The sequence below is a fragment of the Devosia sp. LjRoot3 genome (assembly GCF_964252865.1).
In the GTDB taxonomy this organism is placed as follows: Bacteria; Pseudomonadota; Alphaproteobacteria; order Rhizobiales; family Devosiaceae; genus Devosia.
This window is the reverse complement of sequence record NZ_CAXUPK020000006.1, coordinates 174,623-189,977: the sequence shown is the minus strand read 5'-3', so window position 1 is coordinate 189,977 and position 15,355 is coordinate 174,623. Positions and strand designations below refer to the sequence as shown.

16 protein-coding genes are annotated in these 15,355 nt (G+C 62.1%); 8 read left to right on the top strand and 8 right to left on the bottom strand.

Annotated features, from left to right (window positions below; all coding sequences use genetic code 11):
- Positions 1–12: 12 nt before the first annotated feature.
- Together ACSQ2A_RS20560 and ACSQ2A_RS20555 are read left to right on the top strand one after the other, a co-directional pair.
- Complete coding sequence (locus ACSQ2A_RS20560; protein WP_436073740.1) at positions 13–933, top strand: LysR substrate-binding domain-containing protein; 921 nt, start codon at positions 13–15, stop codon at positions 931–933.
- A 36-nt stretch (positions 934–969) separates the two neighbouring features.
- Complete coding sequence (locus tag ACSQ2A_RS20555; RefSeq protein ID WP_436073739.1) at positions 970–2,223, top strand: NAD(P)/FAD-dependent oxidoreductase; 1,254 nt, start codon at positions 970–972, stop codon at positions 2,221–2,223.
- 168 nt (positions 2,224–2,391) lie between these two features.
- Here the strand turns inward: ACSQ2A_RS20555 and ACSQ2A_RS20550 are convergent, their stop codons facing one another.
- On the bottom strand, positions 2,392–2,631 hold the full coding sequence (locus tag ACSQ2A_RS20550; protein ID WP_436073738.1) for a hypothetical protein: 240 nt from the start codon (positions 2,629–2,631) through the stop codon (positions 2,392–2,394).
- A 168-nt stretch (positions 2,632–2,799) separates the two neighbouring features.
- Here ACSQ2A_RS20550 and mbfA point away from each other — a divergent pair, with 168 nt between their 5' ends.
- On the top strand, positions 2,800–3,780 hold the full coding sequence (mbfA, locus tag ACSQ2A_RS20545; protein ID WP_436073737.1) for an iron exporter MbfA: 981 nt from the start codon (positions 2,800–2,802) through the stop codon (positions 3,778–3,780).
- Positions 3,781–3,911: 131 nt separating this feature from the next.
- On the opposite strand, the gene ACSQ2A_RS20540 is transcribed toward mbfA, so the two are convergent.
- The 3 genes from ACSQ2A_RS20540 to trhO all read right to left on the bottom strand — a co-directional run bounded on the left by ACSQ2A_RS20540 (position 3,912) and on the right by trhO (position 7,605).
- Positions 3,912–5,525, bottom strand: a complete 1,614-nt coding sequence (locus tag ACSQ2A_RS20540) for a GMC family oxidoreductase (protein WP_436073736.1) — start codon at positions 5,523–5,525, stop codon at positions 3,912–3,914.
- A gap of 22 nt (positions 5,526–5,547) precedes the next feature.
- On the bottom strand, positions 5,548–6,477 hold the full coding sequence (locus ACSQ2A_RS20535) for a LysR family transcriptional regulator (RefSeq protein WP_295413864.1): 930 nt from the start codon (positions 6,475–6,477) through the stop codon (positions 5,548–5,550).
- Between the two features lie 87 nt (positions 6,478–6,564).
- Entirely contained in the window at positions 6,565–7,605 is a 1,041-nt protein-coding gene (trhO, locus tag ACSQ2A_RS20530; protein WP_436073772.1) for an oxygen-dependent tRNA uridine(34) hydroxylase TrhO, read from the bottom strand.
- Between the two features lie 70 nt (positions 7,606–7,675).
- Here trhO and ACSQ2A_RS20525 point away from each other — a divergent pair, with 70 nt between their 5' ends.
- Positions 7,676–8,713, top strand: a complete 1,038-nt coding sequence (locus ACSQ2A_RS20525) for an aldo/keto reductase (protein WP_295413866.1) — start codon at positions 7,676–7,678, stop codon at positions 8,711–8,713.
- Between the two features lie 167 nt (positions 8,714–8,880).
- Here the strand turns inward: ACSQ2A_RS20525 and ACSQ2A_RS20520 are convergent, their stop codons facing one another.
- The gene (locus tag ACSQ2A_RS20520; protein WP_436073735.1) at positions 8,881–9,771 is read right to left on the bottom strand and encodes an NAD(P)/FAD-dependent oxidoreductase; all 891 of its coding nucleotides are present in this window, start codon (positions 9,769–9,771) and stop codon (positions 8,881–8,883) included.
- 125 nt (positions 9,772–9,896) lie between these two features.
- Between ACSQ2A_RS20520 and ACSQ2A_RS20515 the strand changes: the two genes are divergently transcribed.
- Positions 9,897–10,496, top strand: coding sequence for a hypothetical protein (locus ACSQ2A_RS20515; protein ID WP_436073734.1), 600 nt, complete (start codon positions 9,897–9,899; stop codon positions 10,494–10,496).
- On the opposite strand, the gene ACSQ2A_RS20510 is transcribed toward ACSQ2A_RS20515, so the two are convergent.
- Complete coding sequence (locus ACSQ2A_RS20510) at positions 10,490–10,897, bottom strand: VOC family protein (protein WP_436073733.1); 408 nt, start codon at positions 10,895–10,897, stop codon at positions 10,490–10,492. The two genes, ACSQ2A_RS20515 and ACSQ2A_RS20510, sit on opposite strands and share 7 nt — an antisense overlap.
- Before the next feature lie 73 nt (positions 10,898–10,970).
- Between ACSQ2A_RS20510 and ACSQ2A_RS20505 the strand changes: the two genes are divergently transcribed.
- On the top strand, positions 10,971–11,555 hold the full coding sequence (locus ACSQ2A_RS20505; RefSeq protein WP_436073732.1) for a helix-turn-helix domain-containing protein: 585 nt from the start codon (positions 10,971–10,973) through the stop codon (positions 11,553–11,555).
- Here the strand turns inward: ACSQ2A_RS20505 and ACSQ2A_RS20500 are convergent.
- Positions 11,544–12,581 (bottom strand): DUF2793 domain-containing protein, encoded by a 1,038-nt coding sequence (locus ACSQ2A_RS20500; RefSeq protein WP_436073731.1) that lies wholly within the window; start codon positions 12,579–12,581, stop codon positions 11,544–11,546. The genes ACSQ2A_RS20505 and ACSQ2A_RS20500 overlap by 12 nt on opposite strands.
- A gap of 138 nt (positions 12,582–12,719) precedes the next feature.
- Between ACSQ2A_RS20500 and ACSQ2A_RS20495 the strand changes: the two genes are divergently transcribed.
- Both ACSQ2A_RS20495 and ACSQ2A_RS20490 read left to right on the top strand, forming a co-directional pair.
- Positions 12,720–13,598, top strand: a complete 879-nt coding sequence (locus ACSQ2A_RS20495; protein ID WP_436073730.1) for a glycosyltransferase family 8 protein — start codon at positions 12,720–12,722, stop codon at positions 13,596–13,598.
- Positions 13,599–13,601: 3 nt separating this feature from the next.
- Positions 13,602–14,474, top strand: a complete 873-nt coding sequence (locus tag ACSQ2A_RS20490) for a glycosyltransferase family 8 protein (RefSeq protein ID WP_436073729.1) — start codon at positions 13,602–13,604, stop codon at positions 14,472–14,474.
- Here the strand turns inward: ACSQ2A_RS20490 and ACSQ2A_RS20485 are convergent.
- Positions 14,471–15,280 (bottom strand): hypothetical protein, encoded by an 810-nt coding sequence (locus tag ACSQ2A_RS20485; RefSeq protein WP_436073728.1) that lies wholly within the window; start codon positions 15,278–15,280, stop codon positions 14,471–14,473. The genes ACSQ2A_RS20490 and ACSQ2A_RS20485 overlap by 4 nt on opposite strands.
- Positions 15,281–15,355: the final 75 nt, after the last annotated feature.

The window sequence follows — 15,355 nt, the reverse complement described above, 5'->3', positions numbered from 1 at the left end:
TAGAAAATCTATATGAGCAGCCCTTTTCCAATTCCGCTCAATGCCCTTCGGGCGATCGAGATCGTGGCGCGGGCCGGTGCACTGGCCCCGGCTGCCGAGGAATTGGGTGTCACCGTCGGCGCGGTCAGCCAGCACCTGCGGCGGGCCGAGGAGCGGCTGGGCATGGAGCTCTTTTCGCGTACCCCGCAGGGCCTGAAACCCGTGCCGGAGCTGATCGACATCCTGCCGCAGCTCTCGGCCGGTTTTGCCTCGCTGCGCGATGGGCTGGCGACGCTGACCGGCGCGCATGAGGGCGTACTCAATGTCACGGTAGGCAGCGTCTTTGCTTCGCGCTGGCTGATCTGGCGGGTCAACAAATTCTCTTCGCGCCATCCGGGGCTGGAGGTGCGTCTGACCGTGACCGGCGCCATGCTCGACCTGACGCGGCCGGACCTTGATTGCGGTATTCGCTTTGGCGATGGCAATTGGCCTGCCGTCTCCGTCAGCCTGATCGGCGGGCAGGATTTCCAGCCCGTCTGCGCGCCCGAATTCTTGCGGCGCTATCCCGATATGTCCGACCTCGGAAAAATTCCCGTGATCGCCGACCAGACAAGCATGCTCGATTGGCCGCTCTGGCTCGGGGCGGCTGGGTTCGATCCGAAACTAAAACTGTCGGGCCCGGTCTATTCCGACGCGTCGCTGGCTTTTGACGCCGCCATTTCCGGCCAGGGGATTCTGCTCGCTGCCGACATGATGAGCGCCGATGCGGTCTGCGACGGGCGGCTGGTGCGGCCCTTCGAAAAGCCGGTTCAGGGCGGGCATGGCTACTATCTCGCGACCGCCAAGGGGCGCCGAGAGTCCAAAAAACTAAAACTGTTTCGCGACTGGTTGGCCGAGGAAGTGCCTGCCAGCGCCAGAGGCTATCTGTTCCAGTCCCCGCCAAACGCCGGCTAGGCGGGCGGGGACCGGAAATTCGTCAAGGAGGCGAATATGCAAGACGTCCTGATCCTTGGAGCCGGCATTGTCGGCATTTCTACCGGGATCCATCTCTTGAAGCGCGGGCGCAGCGTGACCCTGGTCGACAAGAACCAGCCCGGCCGCGAAACCTCCTATGGCAATGCCGGTATTATTCAGCGCGAAGGGGTGCGGCCGCACGCTTTTCCGCGTGATCTCCATACGCTGATGCAGGTGGGGCTGCATCTGTCCACTGCTGCGCGCTATGAGCCGCTGGCCCTGCCGCGCATTGCACCGCCATTGCTGAAATATTGGTGGGCTTCTTCGCCGGACCACTATCGGCAGGTGGTCGAAAACTATGCGCCGCTGATTGCCCGCTCGATCGATACCCATGCGGAATTGATCGCCGAGGCCGGGCCGGATGCGGAAAAGCTGATCTCGAAAAAGGGCTGGTACCTGGTTTTCCGCACGCTCGAAAAGCTGCAGCGCGAAGCCGCCAAGGCGGAGGAAGACCGGAAGCGCTTCAACATTCACCACGAGGTGGTGGATTGGGCCGGTTTGAAGGCGCTGGAGCCGAGCCTGATCGGCGGGCTGGCCGGTGGCATTCACTGGACCGATCCCTGGACCGTCACGGATCCCGGCGGGCTCGTGACGGAATATTTCAAGCTTTTCGAAAAACTGGGCGGCACTTTTGTGTCCGGCGAGGCTTCGGGGCTGACGCAGGATGGGGGCACTTGGCAGACACGGGTCGGCGGCACGCTGCATACGGCAAAGCAGGCCGTCATCGCGCTCGGGCCCTGGGCGCCGGAAGTGCTCGACAAATTGGGCTATCGCCTGCCGCTTTTCGTCAAGCGTGGCTATCACATGCACTACAAACCGGCCGAGGGCGCGGCGCTCAATCACCTGCTGCTCGATGCCGAGGTTGGCTATGTGCTGGCGCCCATGGCGCGCGGTATTCGCCTGACGACGGGCGCGGAGTTCAACCTGCGCGACGCGGCGCCGACCCCGGTGCAGCTGGGCAAGGCCGAGCAGGCGGCCAAGGAAGTCTTTCCGCTGGGCGAACGCGTCGATCCGCAGCCGTGGAAGGGGGCGCGACCCTGTACGCCGGATATGATGCCGATCATTTCCAAGGCGCCAAGTCATGAGGGGCTCTATGCCGGTATCGGCCATGCCCATCACGGCTTTACGCTGGGGCCGGCGACGGGCGAGCTGTTGGCGCAGATGATGACCGGGGAAGCGACGGCGATTGATGTAAAGCCGTTCCGGATGGAAAGGTTCCTCGGACATTGATAGGCTTTGGCCCGTCTTCTGAGATTGCCGACACCCCCTCCCAACCTCCCCCGTCAAGGGGGAGGTGCTGCATCGAGTATTTGGCTGGATATGCGCTAGCCACCGGCCCAACACCCTCCCCCTTGCGGGGAGGGATGGGGAGGGGGTTCGGGTTACGCAGATGCCCGGTTAACCCAGCGCCGCCACAGCGATCACGCCGCAGGCAAAACCCACGGCGACGAGGAGGGCGACATTGAGCGTCCTTCCATTGCTCGGTCTTGCGAGGGGCAGCGGCATTTTTACCTTTGTCCGCGACGCGCTTGACCTCAGCTTCTCGGGCGCACCCCATTTCAGCCGGCGGAACGCATAGACATTCGAGCGCCGTCGCTGGGCTTCGAGTGTGGCGTGATCTGGCTTGTCGCTGGACATGTTTTTTCCCGTTTGAGCGAAAGCAGATGGGAATGCGCTGCCCCCGTCACAATGGCAGAGGCCACAAAGCGGGAAAGAGCGTTAACGTCGCAGGGCCGAATGCCTCTTGCATAGACATTAGAACGGTTCTAAACAATGTTTGGAATCATTCTAATCTATGAGGCGGACATGTTTACCCTCTGGCCGGACAATAGACGCGCCTTCGCAACGCTTTCGGAACGTGAAATCCTGTCTCTCGCCATCGCCGCAGAGGAAGAGGATGGCCGCATCTATTCCGAACTGGCAACGCGGCTGGGCGAGACCTATCCCGGCACGGCCGCGCTGCTCGAAGCCATGGCGGCCGAGGAAGACGATCATCGCCGGCGGTTGCTCGATATCTATGTCGACCGTTTTGGGAAACGCCTGGTGCCCATTCGCCGCGAGCATGTGCGCGGCTTCCTCAATCGCAAGCCTGTTTGGCTGCTCAAGACATTGACGCTCGAACAGGCGCGCCAGCAGGTCTGGGAAATGGAGGAGAGCGCCTACCACTTTTATCTTGAGGCGGCCAAGCAAGCCAATGACGTGGGCATCCGCAAGCTCCTCGGCGATCTCGCCCGGGCCGAGCGCGGCCATGCGGCATCGGCGACAAAGCTCGACGAAAAGCTGTTGGGCGACGCCGGCCACGACACGGAGAAGGACGAGGCGCATCGCCAGTTCCTTCTTACCTATGTGCAGCCGGGCCTCGCCGGGCTGATGGACGGTTCGGTGTCGACGCTGGCGCCGGTCTTTGCGGCGGCCTTTGCGACGGGCGATACGCACCAGACTTTTTTGGTTGGTCTTGCTGCCGCAGTGGGCGCCGGCATTTCCATGGGCTTTACGGAGGCCGCTTCCGACGATGGCAAGCTGACGGGCCGTGGTTCGCCGATCAAGCGTGGCCTTGCCGCGGGGATCATGACGGCAGTGGGCGGGCTCGGGCACGCGCTGCCCTATCTCATCCATGATTTCTGGACGGCGACCTTTATTGCCGGCCTCGTGGTTCTGCTTGAACTCTGGGCCATCGCCTTCATCCAGAAGCGTTACATGCAGACCCCGTTCTGGCGGGCGGTGATGCAGGTGGTTCTGGGCGGCGCGCTGGTGTTTGCGGCCGGCGTGCTGATCGGGAGTGCTTAGCGTCTCGCCCCACACGCGGCGTCATTCCCGCGAAAGCGGGAATCCCTCTCCGTGGTGCGCGCCCAGGTAGAGATTCCCGCTTTCGCGGGAATGACGCGGTGGGCGAGATGCGCCAGCGGCGTACGCGGGGGCTAAGCCCCCGCGACCAGACTCGCCGCCTTCGAGCCGATCGCCATGGCCGGAGCATTGGTGTTGCCGGAAACAATCTGCGGCATGATCGAGCAGTCGATCACGCGCAGGCCGTCAATGCCGCGGACCTTTAGTTCGGCATCGACCGCGGCCGTCGGATCATCGTCGCGGCCCATGCGCAGCGTTCCGACGGGGTGGTAGTTGGTCTTCACTGTTTGCCCGCAATAGCGGTTGAGCGCTTCGGGATCGTCCATCACGGCCTGGCCGGGTAGCAGTTCGGTGTCGATCTTGTCCGCTAGGGGTGCTGACTTCAGCAGTTTTCGTGCCTCGTGCAGCGCCGCGATGGTGAGGCGCAAGTCGTCGGGGTCACCGAAGAAATTGCAATCGACTACCGGCTGGTCCTCTGGATTGGCCGAGCGCAGGGTGACGCTGCCGCGGGCCTTGGGGCGCAAGAGGCAGGACGTAAAAGTGACGCCATAGGTGGGCTTTGCCGCCGAGACGTCGCGGTCGAGATAGACGATGGGCGCGCAATAGAGCTGGATCGTCGGGCGGCTGCCGCCATCGGGATCGAAGAACATGCAGGCTTCGATGCCGGTGGTGGTGACGGGGCCGGAATTGGTCAGGATATATTGCAGCCCGTTGCGGATCATGTTCCAGCCGCGGTCCTGCCCAAAGTAGCCGGACTTGCCCTTGGTCGTGGCGATGACCGGGACCTCATGATGGTCCTGCAGGTTCTGGCCGACGCCGGCAATGTCGGCGACGACGTCGATGCCGTGCTGGCGCAGGTGATCGGCGGGGCCGATGCCCGAGAGCATCATCAGTTTTGCGCTGTTGTACGTGCCGGCGCCGACGAGCACTTCGCGCTCGGCGCGAACAGTGTGGCTCTCGCCATCCTTGGTATAGGCGACGCCATTAGCGCGGCCGTTTTCGACCAGAATGCGATCGACGCGGGCGCCGGAAATGATCGTCAGCTTGCCGTCGGATTTCAGCGGATCGAGGAAGGCTTTTACCGCGTCCGAGCGTTCCTTGTAGCGACCCCATTGCCCATAGGTGTGCTGCATGATGCCGACGCCGAATTGGGTGGCGCCATTGAAATCGGGATTGGCCTTGTGGCCGAGCGCCTGTGCCGCGGCGATGAAATCGTGCGTCGTTTGCGTCGCATAGCCGGGATCGGAAACACGGAGGGGCCCGCCGCTGCCGTGGAAGCCGTCATGGAGGCGCGCATTGTCTTCGACGGCCTTGAAGTGGGGCAATATGGCGTCATAGGACCAGCTCGGGTCATTGCCGAGGCTTTGGGCCCAGCCGTCATAGTCTTCCCTCTGGCCGCGCATATAGACCATGGCATTGACCGAGGAGCCGCCGCCGAGAACTTTTGCGACAGGCACGATGGGCGCGCGGCCGCCAAGCTGGGGCTGGGGCACGGTCTTGTGCATTTCAAGGAACGTGTCCTGGCCCAGATATTTCATATAGCCAGCGGGCATGGCCATGATGCGGTTAGTGCGGGCGCGACCGCGCTCGAGCATCAGCACCGAAAAGCCGAATTCTTTCACCAAGCGCCAGGCCGTGACGGAGGCAGCCGAGCCGCCACCGGCGATAATGAAGTCGTATGTGGGCATAATATCTCCTCTTGGCGGGAGATTAGGCGGCAGCAAGCAGGTCTTCTAGTCGGCTATCGAGGATTGTGCCCACCCGCGCGCATTCCACGGCAATTTCGCGGATGAAATCGACCAGCATGGGCCGCTCGAGCGCTGCCAGCGAGCGCACCACCATGGCGGTGTCGCGATGGAGAGGTTCGATATCGATCGGCTGGATTTCGACGAGGCGCCCGGCGGCGATGTCGTCGGCCACGGCGGAATTGACGAAAAAGCCGATGCCTTCGCCCTTGATGGCGAGACGCCGCGCGGGGCCCGTGGGGAGTTCGACGCTGGTGGGTGCGCGCCGGGTCAGGGCGGTGGAGGCTTCAGGAGCCACCTGCCACCAGATCAGCGAAATGGCGCGCGGCACCAAGGCAAGCACCTCTTCGATCTCCGGGGTGGCGCTGAGTTTTGCCGCCTTGTCGGCCGAGATCACCAGCGGCACACGCTCGCGCATGGTGAGAAGCGGCACGAGATCGACGGCGAGTGGTTCGAGATTGGGCCAGCAGAGGATGCCCAGTTCGGATTCGCGCTCATGCAGCATTTCGGCGATCTGGGCCTGCCGACCTTCGTTCACCACCACGTCGACGGCCGGGTACTTTTCCTGAAAGCGCAGGAGGCTTTCGGTGATGAGCGGGGAGACGAGACTGCGGAGCGAAGCGATGGCGATGCGCCCGCGCTCGACCCTACGCAGGGCTTCGCGCGCCTCCTGTGCGGTGCCGATGATGCGGCGGGCAAAGGGCAAAAAGGTCATGCCCTGGTCGGTGAGGCTGACCGTTCGCCCGCGAACAAAAAGGGTGACGCCTAAAAGCTGTTCCAGCGCCCGCATGCGCATCGAGGCGGTGGCCTGGGTGATGTTCAGATAGGCCGCCGCCTTGGTAAAACTCTGCTCGCGAACGATGCGGTCAAAGGTGCGAAGCTGGTCGAGGTCCATAGGATTGGCTTATGCAAGAGCGGTCGATAAGCCGGAATATGGGTTTTCGCATAGGACATGTCTATGCGTTGAATGGCGCAGATGACGTCAGTCTTCCGAATTGCGCGCCCGGGACTCTTCGGCCAGAGCTTGCTTCCGGGCCTTGGCCTTGGCTGCGATTTCGGCGACGGCGTCGCCGAGATGCGCGGTGCCGCGCTTTTTGGCGAGGTCCATCTGCTTCTGGCGTTCGGCGGCCGCTTCGTGCTTGGCCGTGTCGTCGATGCAGTGGGGGCAGGAGAGGCCTTCGGCAAAGTCCTTGTGCTGGCGATCGGCTTCCGTCAGCGGATGGCGGCAGGCGCGGCAGAGGGTGGCATTGCCCAGTTCAAGGCCGTGGCCGACCGAGACGCGCTCGTCGAACACAAAGCATTCGCCGGCAAAGCGGCTGTCTTCCTTGGGTGTCACTTCGAGATATTTGAGGATGCCGCCCTTGAGGTGAAACACCTCCTCAAAACCCTGGCTCAGCAGGTAGGAAGAGGCCTTTTCGCAGCGGATGCCGCCGGTGCAGAACATGGCGACCTTCTTGTCCCGCGCGGGGTCGAGGTTTTTGGCCACATAGTCCTTGAACTCGACAAAGCTCGCGGTTTTCGGGTCGAGCGCGCGCTGAAACGTGCCGAGGCCGACTTCATAGTCATTGCGGGTATCGACCAACACGACATCGTTGCGGTCGATGAGCGCGTTCCAGTCTTTGGCCTCGACATAGGTGCCGACCTGTTGGGATGGATCGGCCTCGGGCGCACGCAGCGTCACGATTTCGGGTTTTAGGCGCACCTTCATGCGCAGGAACGGGGCGTCATCGGCGAAGGAATATTTGGTTTCCGCGCCAAGAAGGCGGGTGCCAAAGGGGCCGGAGACAAACAAAAAATCGGCCAGGGCGTCGATCGCGTCGGGCGTGCCGGCCACGGTGCCATTAATGCCTTCGGGCGCCAGAATAAGCGTGCCCTTGATGCCGCGGTGGCAGCAAAAGGCGGCGAGCGGCGTTTTCAGCGCTTCGGCATCGGGCAGGGAGGCGAATTTGTAGATCGCCATCACCTTGTATGGATGATTGTCCTGTTGCACAGTGGCGGCGGATTTTGGATTGAGCGCGGTCATGGCGCGCTCATACCACTGGCCGAGCCCGGCGTCACGGGCGGCCGCAAGCAAGACATCGGGAGGACTTTTCATGACCTATCGCGCGGATCCCGCACGCTATGACACCATGCACTATCGCCGTTCGGGGCAGTCGGGCCTGAAACTGCCCGTGCTCAGCCTTGGCCTCTGGCAAAACTTCGGCGGCACGCGCGACTATCCCGGTGCCATGGAAATTCTGGGCTATGCCTTCGACCAGGGCATCACCCATTTCGATCTCGCCAACAATTACGGGCCGCCGGCCGGCTCGGCCGAAGAACTGTTCGGCCAGGTTTTGGGCCGCGATTTCCGCCCCTATCGCGACGAAATGATCGTTTCCACCAAGGCCGGCTACAATATGTGGCCGGGGCCCTATGGCGAATGGGGGAGCCGGAAAAACCTGCTCGCCAGCCTCGACCAGAGCCTGAAGCGCATGGGGCTCGACTATGTCGACATCTTCTATTCGCACCGGTTTGATCCCGATACGCCGCTCGAGGAAACCATGGGCGCGCTGGCCCATGCGGTGCGCTCGGGCAAGGCGCTCTATGTCGGCATCTCCTCCTATCCCGAGAAGGAAACGCGCGAAGCGCATCGAATTCTCAAGGAAATGGGCGTGGCGACGACCATCCACCAGCCGAGCTATTCCGTGCTCAATCGCTGGATCGAGAACGACAAGACGATCGATGCCTGTGGCGATCTCGGTATCGGCATCATTGCCTTTTCACCCCTGGCCCAAGGCGTGCTTTCGGGGAAATATTCCTCGGGCCACGCGGATGGCTCCCGTGGCGACAATCCCAATGGCACGCTGCGCGCCAGCCATATCGAGCCGCGCGTGCTCGAAGCGGTCGACAAGCTCAGCGTTATCGCGCGGAATCGCGGCCAGTCGCTGGTGCAATTGGCGCTCGCTTGGGTGCTGCGGCGCAAGGAGGTGACCTCGGCGCTGATCGGCGTGCGCACCCTGGCCCAGCTCAAGGATAATCTGGGCGTGATCGACAATATCGAGCTGAGCCCGGAAGAGGTTGCGGCGATCGATGAAGCGACCAAGGGCGGTCAGATGGAACTGCATCCGCGCCCGCAGGGCTGGTTGCGGTAGGGGATTTGGGGCAGCCCTGCTTGGGGCTGCCCGTCTTTGTTCCAACCGTACTTTCGAATCCCACCGTGTCATCCCCGCGAAAGCGGGGATCTCCATTTCGAGACGGGGATTCCCGCTTTCGCGGGAATGACGCCGTGGTTGGGATAGTCAGGTGGTCTCGAAAGACCTCAAACCATTATCGATTGCAGCGCGCCCATGGCGGCGAGCGAGCCGGTATTGTTGGCAAAGGTGACCGAATGCATGCCGGTGACCAGGTCGCCGGCGGCAAAAATGCCGGGGCGGGAGGTCAATTGCATGTCCCCGACCGCGAGCATGATGCCGGTCGGCGTCTCCTTGGTGTCGAGGCCAAGCTGCAGGTGCAGGTCCGCCGAAGGCCGATTGCGCGGATGCGCATAGAGGGCTTCGAGGTCGATCCGCGCGCCGTCCTGCATGGTGACGCCGAAAATGCGTCCGGCATCGTGATGAATGGTTGAGGGCTTGCCGTCGACAATTCTAACGCCGCGCTTTTCGAGCTTGCTGCGCTCCTCGTCGACGATCGCGTGCCCATCGAGGATCAGCGTGATGTCATCGGTCCAATTGGCATAAAGCACTGGTCCATGGAGCGACATGGGCGAGGAATAGAGAAGGCCCCAGCGCGTACCTGCCACTTCATAGCCGTGGCAGAAAGGGCAATGGATGACCGTCTTGCCCCAGCTCTCGGCAAAGCCGGGAATGGCGGGGAATTCATCGACGATGCCATAGCTCAGGATCAGCCTGCGGCCCGAAATCGTGTCGCCCGACGCCGTGGTGACGACAAAATTGTCCGGCTCGCCGGAAACACCGATGGCCCGCGCCTCGATCATCTTGACGGTCGGATAGTGCGCGACCTGGGCTCTGGCGGCTGTCAGCAGGTCGCCCGGCGGCGTGCCGTCGTGCCCGAATATATTGTGTGCGTGCGAGGCATAGCGATTCCGGTTGAGGCCGGTATCGAGCACGGTGACCTTTCGACGGGCGCGGCCAAGCTGCATGGCGGCGGTGAGGCCGGCAAAGCTGCCGCCGATGATGATGACATCCTGCATGAAAGATCTCCATTCGTCGCAATATCGACTGCAATGTAATAACATAACAAAAATGTCAAGCCGAGGTTTCGCTCCCGTCGCGTTTGACCTAGAGTGCGGCGCGGACAGCCCTTGGGAGGGAGAATATGCGTCGTCTCTTAGCTTGCCTTGTTGTTGGTCTCATTGGGATTTCGCCTGCTCTGGCCTTCGATGCAGGAACTGAGGACGTGCTGGACCGGATGAAGGTCGGCAAGCTGGTTCCCATTACCGAGATTGCCACGCTGATGCGCAATGCCGAGCGCTGGTGCTATATCGAACAGGAGGGCAGCTGCTCCTGGTCCGATATCTATCTCGAGGTGACAGACGAGGGCGCGACCTATGAGATCGGCAATGCCTGGGACGCCGATTACGACGTGATCTTTACCGACCACGGAACATTCGAAGAGAACCGCTATATCTGCGAGACGGGCTATGACTGGGTGCCGACGCTGCGCGCCATCAATCGCGCCGACGGCACGGCCGTCAATGGCCGCCCGCTCTGGTCGCTAAAAACCGAGATCGGCGAGGGTCGCAGCGAAGGCATCGATTGCTACGACTATATTCTTAAAGGGTCGGACACCGCAGCCGAGACCATCACCCTGTTGCAGCGGCAATTTACCGATGGCGTCACCGACCCGACCAACGACGTGACGGTGACGCTGCATTTCAATGCGGACACGGCCGCGGCGCTGACCTGGTATTACTGACCGCCCTGCGCGGCGAGCCAGGTGGGGTCCGGATCGATCGGCGTGATCACGTCGAGCAGCACCCCATTGGGATCGCTGGCAATGAAATGACGTTGGCCGAAAACCTCGTCGCGCAGTTCCTGAGCGATTTTTATGCCCTTGCCGGCAAAGCGTTGAGCCTCTGCGGCGGCATCCGCCACTTCAAAACTGAGGATCAGGCCGCTGGTCGGCTTGCGGCCTTCAGGCGGGATGGTGTCATGGTCATGGGCAATGATGGCGAGCTCTTGCGAGCCATTGGGCGCGCGCAGATGCATGTACCAATCACTGGCGAAAACCTCGGTAAAGCCGAAGAGGTCCTTGTAAAATGCGGCTGTGCCGGCAACGTCCCGGACCTGCAGGAGCGGATAATAGGCTGAAAACATCGGTCTCTCCTTGCGAAAACGACAGTTTAGAAACATACTGTGTGTACGTAACAATAACAAACATGGTGTATGTATGCAAGTGCAGCGCAGAACACAGGAGGAGCGGCGGGACGCGACCCGCCGCGCCCTGATCGCAGCGGCAAGGCGGCAATTTGCCGAAAACGGCTACGCCGCCACCAATACGCCCGCCATCGCGGCCGAAGCCGGGGTGACCCGCGGCGCACTTTACCACCATTTTGCCGACAAACAGGCGCTGTTCGAGGCGGTGGTCGAGGAAGAGCACGCGCTTCTCGCGCTCGCCATCAATGCGGCGGCCGAGGCAGAGGATGAGCCGGGCCCGGTCCGGGCGCTGATCGAGGGGGGCGACGCCTATCTCGCGGCCATGCAGGATCCCGGCCGTCGGCGCATTCTTCTCATCGAAGCGCCGGCCGTGATCGCGCGGGAAAGGCTCGAGGCCATCAATTCCCGCTTCGGGCTCAAGACCTTGGTGGAGGGCGTTGCGGCCGCGGTGGCGGCAGGCGCGATCCGCGACCTGCCGGTCCTGCCGCTCGCCCAGCTCCTCGACGCGCTTTTTGATCGCGCCGCCCTGGCGCCGGCCGAGGAACTGGCCGACTATCGCAAGACAATCAAGGCCTTGATTAGGGGCCTAAAGACCTGATTCCAGTTTTTTGACGCGCTCCGCCAGCGCCTGGACGGCTGCGATGAGCGGAGAAATGAAGCTCGAATAGCGTAGGGCCTGCTGGCTGTCGGCGTCGTCATCGTCGACCAGCACATGGCCGCCGAAATTTGGTGCGCCATGGGCCTGGGCGGTGGCGAGCACCTCTTGCGCGATAAGGCCATAATGCACGCGCTCGTCCAAGGCATTGTCGCGCCAGCGATAGCGCACCGGGTTCAGGGCCAGGATGAAATCAAGGCCAAGGTCGGTCGACAAAATATCGGTTTTGAGGCGCATGTCGGACGTCTGGATCGTGCCGGTGGCGGACCAGACCGCGCTCCAGCGCGCGCCGCTGGCGCCGAGGGTCTGCGCATTGTCGGTGGCTGGCTTTACCGCGCCGGCAAAGCTGGCGCTGCCATCGCTGGCCACGACCAGCGCATTGCTCCAGCTGCTGCCATCGGCGCTGATTTTGAGGCGCCAGGCATTGTCGGCGAGCAGGCCCATTTCAGCACGGCCCGACCAATTGCTCTGAAAGAGCAGGCTGGCCGTGTCGCTTGCTGTCGCCTTGTTGAGTTTTAGCTGGTGTCCGGCCCCATCATGGGTGAAGAGCGTCGCATCGGCCGCGACCGACAGGCGATTGGTGGTATCGGCATCGGCATTGATCCCGAACTGCGGCAGGCCGGCGCCGGTGGCAGCCACGGCAATCCAGCCGGTGCCGGAAAAGATGCAGAGCGTTCCGCTGGCCTTGTCGAAAACCTGCCAGCCGGGCGCGGGGTCGTAAAATGTCCAGGCGCCGGCCTGGAAGGCGGCGATTTCCTCGCTATGTCCGGCCCAGGCGCCGGTGGCCGAAACTGGAACGATCCAGGCTTCGCCTTCGAGCGGGGTGGTGGGCGGTGTCGTGACCGTGCTCGCTTCGACGCTGGCCTGCACCAGCGCATCGAGCCGCATCAGGGCTTCGTTGTGAGTGATGTGTTTCAGCGCCTGTCCGGAAATGATCTGCGGCAGGCTGAGGCGGGGGGTGTCGTCCATGTCTGGCAATCCTTGTTGAGAGATTGCCCTATTTTCCACCCGCCCGAGGGGGCGGGGATTAGCGGGATAACCCAAACCCTCTTCCCTTTGTGCGCCGAGCCTTTATGAGAAACTCTCGATCTTGAGTTTGAGAGCGGAATGAGCGCACCCATCCACATCGTCCTCGCCTTCGACGACAATTTCTGGGCGCCCGCCTATACGGTGATGCGCTCGGTGTGCCTCTCCACCCATCGGCGCAAGGATCTGGTTTTTCATCTGCTGCACATGCCGATATCGGATGAGCATCGCTATGACATCGAAGGCATAGTGCGCGAATTCGGCGCGAGCCTGCGCTGGTATCCGCTGGAAAAATCCGAACTCTTCGACTTCTTTGTTGCCGAACTGCCGGCCAGCAGCCGTTGGCCAAAGATCGTCTATGCCCGGCTGCTGATGGCCGACATCCTGCCCACCGATATCGAGCGCATCATCTATCTTGATTGCGACATGCTGGTGCGTGCGCCGATCGAAAAACTCTATGAGCTGGACCTGGGCGGGCATCCGCTGGGCGCGGTGCAGGATTCGTTGCAGCCCTTCATCATGGGCCGGCGCGACATGCGCCAAAATGTCGGGATTTTCGACACGGCCGATTCCTATTTCAATTCCGGCATGCTGCTGGTCGACCTGCCCAAATGGCGCGAGCTCAACGTCAAGGCCGAAGTCGCCGTGATTGCGGGCAAGGGTTGGATCGAACGGCTCTATTACGATCAGGACGTGCTCAATCTGGTCTTCCGCAACCGCTGGCAGGCTCTGCCCTGGCGCTGGAACACCATTGACGCACATCTCGCCCATGAGGCGCTCAATGCGCACATCCTGCACTATACGCGTGAAACAAAACCCTGGGGGCTGTTCGCCGGCATGCTGCGCTCGTCGGCCTATTCGCGCTGGTATCGGCACGTCATGACCAATGACCTCTTCTATCGCTTCATGCGGCACCGCTGGAAGCGATACTGGCTCAAGAAGCTGCGGCTGGCGCGCTGACCCATGAAAATGCATGTCTGCCTGACTTTCGATGACAATTTCTGGGCGCCGGCCTTTGCCACCATGCGCTCGGTCTGCCTCTTCACGCATAGGCGCGAAGACCTGGTCTTTCACCTCTGCCACCGGACGCTGGCGCCCGAGCACAGGGCCGATCTCGAAAAGATCGTGGAAGAGTTTCCGGTCGAGCTGCGCTGGTACGATCTCGACCAGTCCGACATGTTCCGCGACATCGCCGGCCGCATGCCGGAGAACAAGCGTCTCTCAAATATCGTCTATGCGCGGCTGATGATCGACCGTCTGGTTGGCCCCGATGTCGAGCGCATCCTTTATCTCGATTGCGACATGCTGGTGCGCGACGATATTTTTTGTCTTTTTGATCTCGACCTTGAGGGCAAGGCCATTGCCGCGGTACGCGACCCGGCTGGGGCGCTGATTACCGGGCAGCGGGACCTGAAAAAGAACCGAGATATCTTTGATCCCGCCGATCCCTATTTCAATGCCGGCATGGTGCTTATCGATATCGCCAAGTGGCGCGAGGCCGACATTTTGGGGCGCATGGAAGAGGCCTATGCCTCCGGGATCATGCAGCGGATCTATTATGACCAGGACCTGCTCAACCTGATCTTTCGGGGCAAGTGGTTGCAGCTACCCTGGCGCTGGAACACCATCGATGCGCGTCACGCCCATGACGGGCTCGATCCGGCTATCGTCCACTATACGGGCGATACCAAGCCGTGGAGCGTCTTTGCGCATACCTTCCAGTCCGTGGCCTATGCGCGCTTTTATCGCCACGTCATGACCAATGATCTGTTTTATCGCTTTGCAAAACACCGCTGGAAGCGGTGGTGGCTCAAAAAGCTGCGCTTAGGGCGCTAAGCAACTTTCGCGGGATCAAGTCCCTCGCGGGCGCACAGCTTTGCCAAGGCACTGTCCGCTTCCGGCAGCGGCAGGCCGGCGCGGCCGCGGTCGGTGAGCTGGCTGCGCCAGAGATGGATGCCGAGGGTTTCGGGCCTGATCGCCGCGTCGAGGTCCGAACCCGACTTCATCAGTGCCGGAATGCCTTCATAGGGCACGGGATAGAAGGTTGCCGAGGGTAGCACCCGCGCGGTGAGACCATGTTCCGCGACAAAATGGGTGAGGGCCATGGGCCCTGTTGCGCCATATTGCATGTGTTCGGGCGTTACCCGGTCGCCCACGAGGCGGCGAATGGCGACCTCGAAGCGCCGCAGTGGCGGCAGGTGCGGCTCGAGCAGCGGACGCTTCTTCTCTTCAAAGACAGAAAGCAGGTCGGCCAGCAGCGGCGCATCGGGCGGCATATAGAGCACGGCGCCATTGACCGAGCCCGGCCGTTCCCAGGCCATGAGATAGTCGAACGGGCCTTCCATGGGGCGCAGGCAATACATGTCGAGATCGGCATAGACGCCGAGCCCGGCTTTCAGTGCCGCGTAGCGAAAATGGTCGGAAAAGACGCCGGGCGTACCGCGGCCCTTGTAAAAGACCAGCTTTTCCTGCGGCAGCACAGTTGTAGCGTCACGCCATTCGGCGCCCGCGGGCAGGGCAGTGATCGGCTCGTAGGAATAGACCTCCACCTTGTGTCCCTGCCGGACAAAGGAGGTGATGCAGAGAATTTCGAGCCAGCTCAAAGGGCCGTGCCAGAAACTGACAATGGTAGGCAGGGTCATCGGAAGCGGTCCTGTTCGGACCGCTCCCTAGCATGGACTTGGCACTGCCAAAATACCCCCACCCTCATTCCCTCC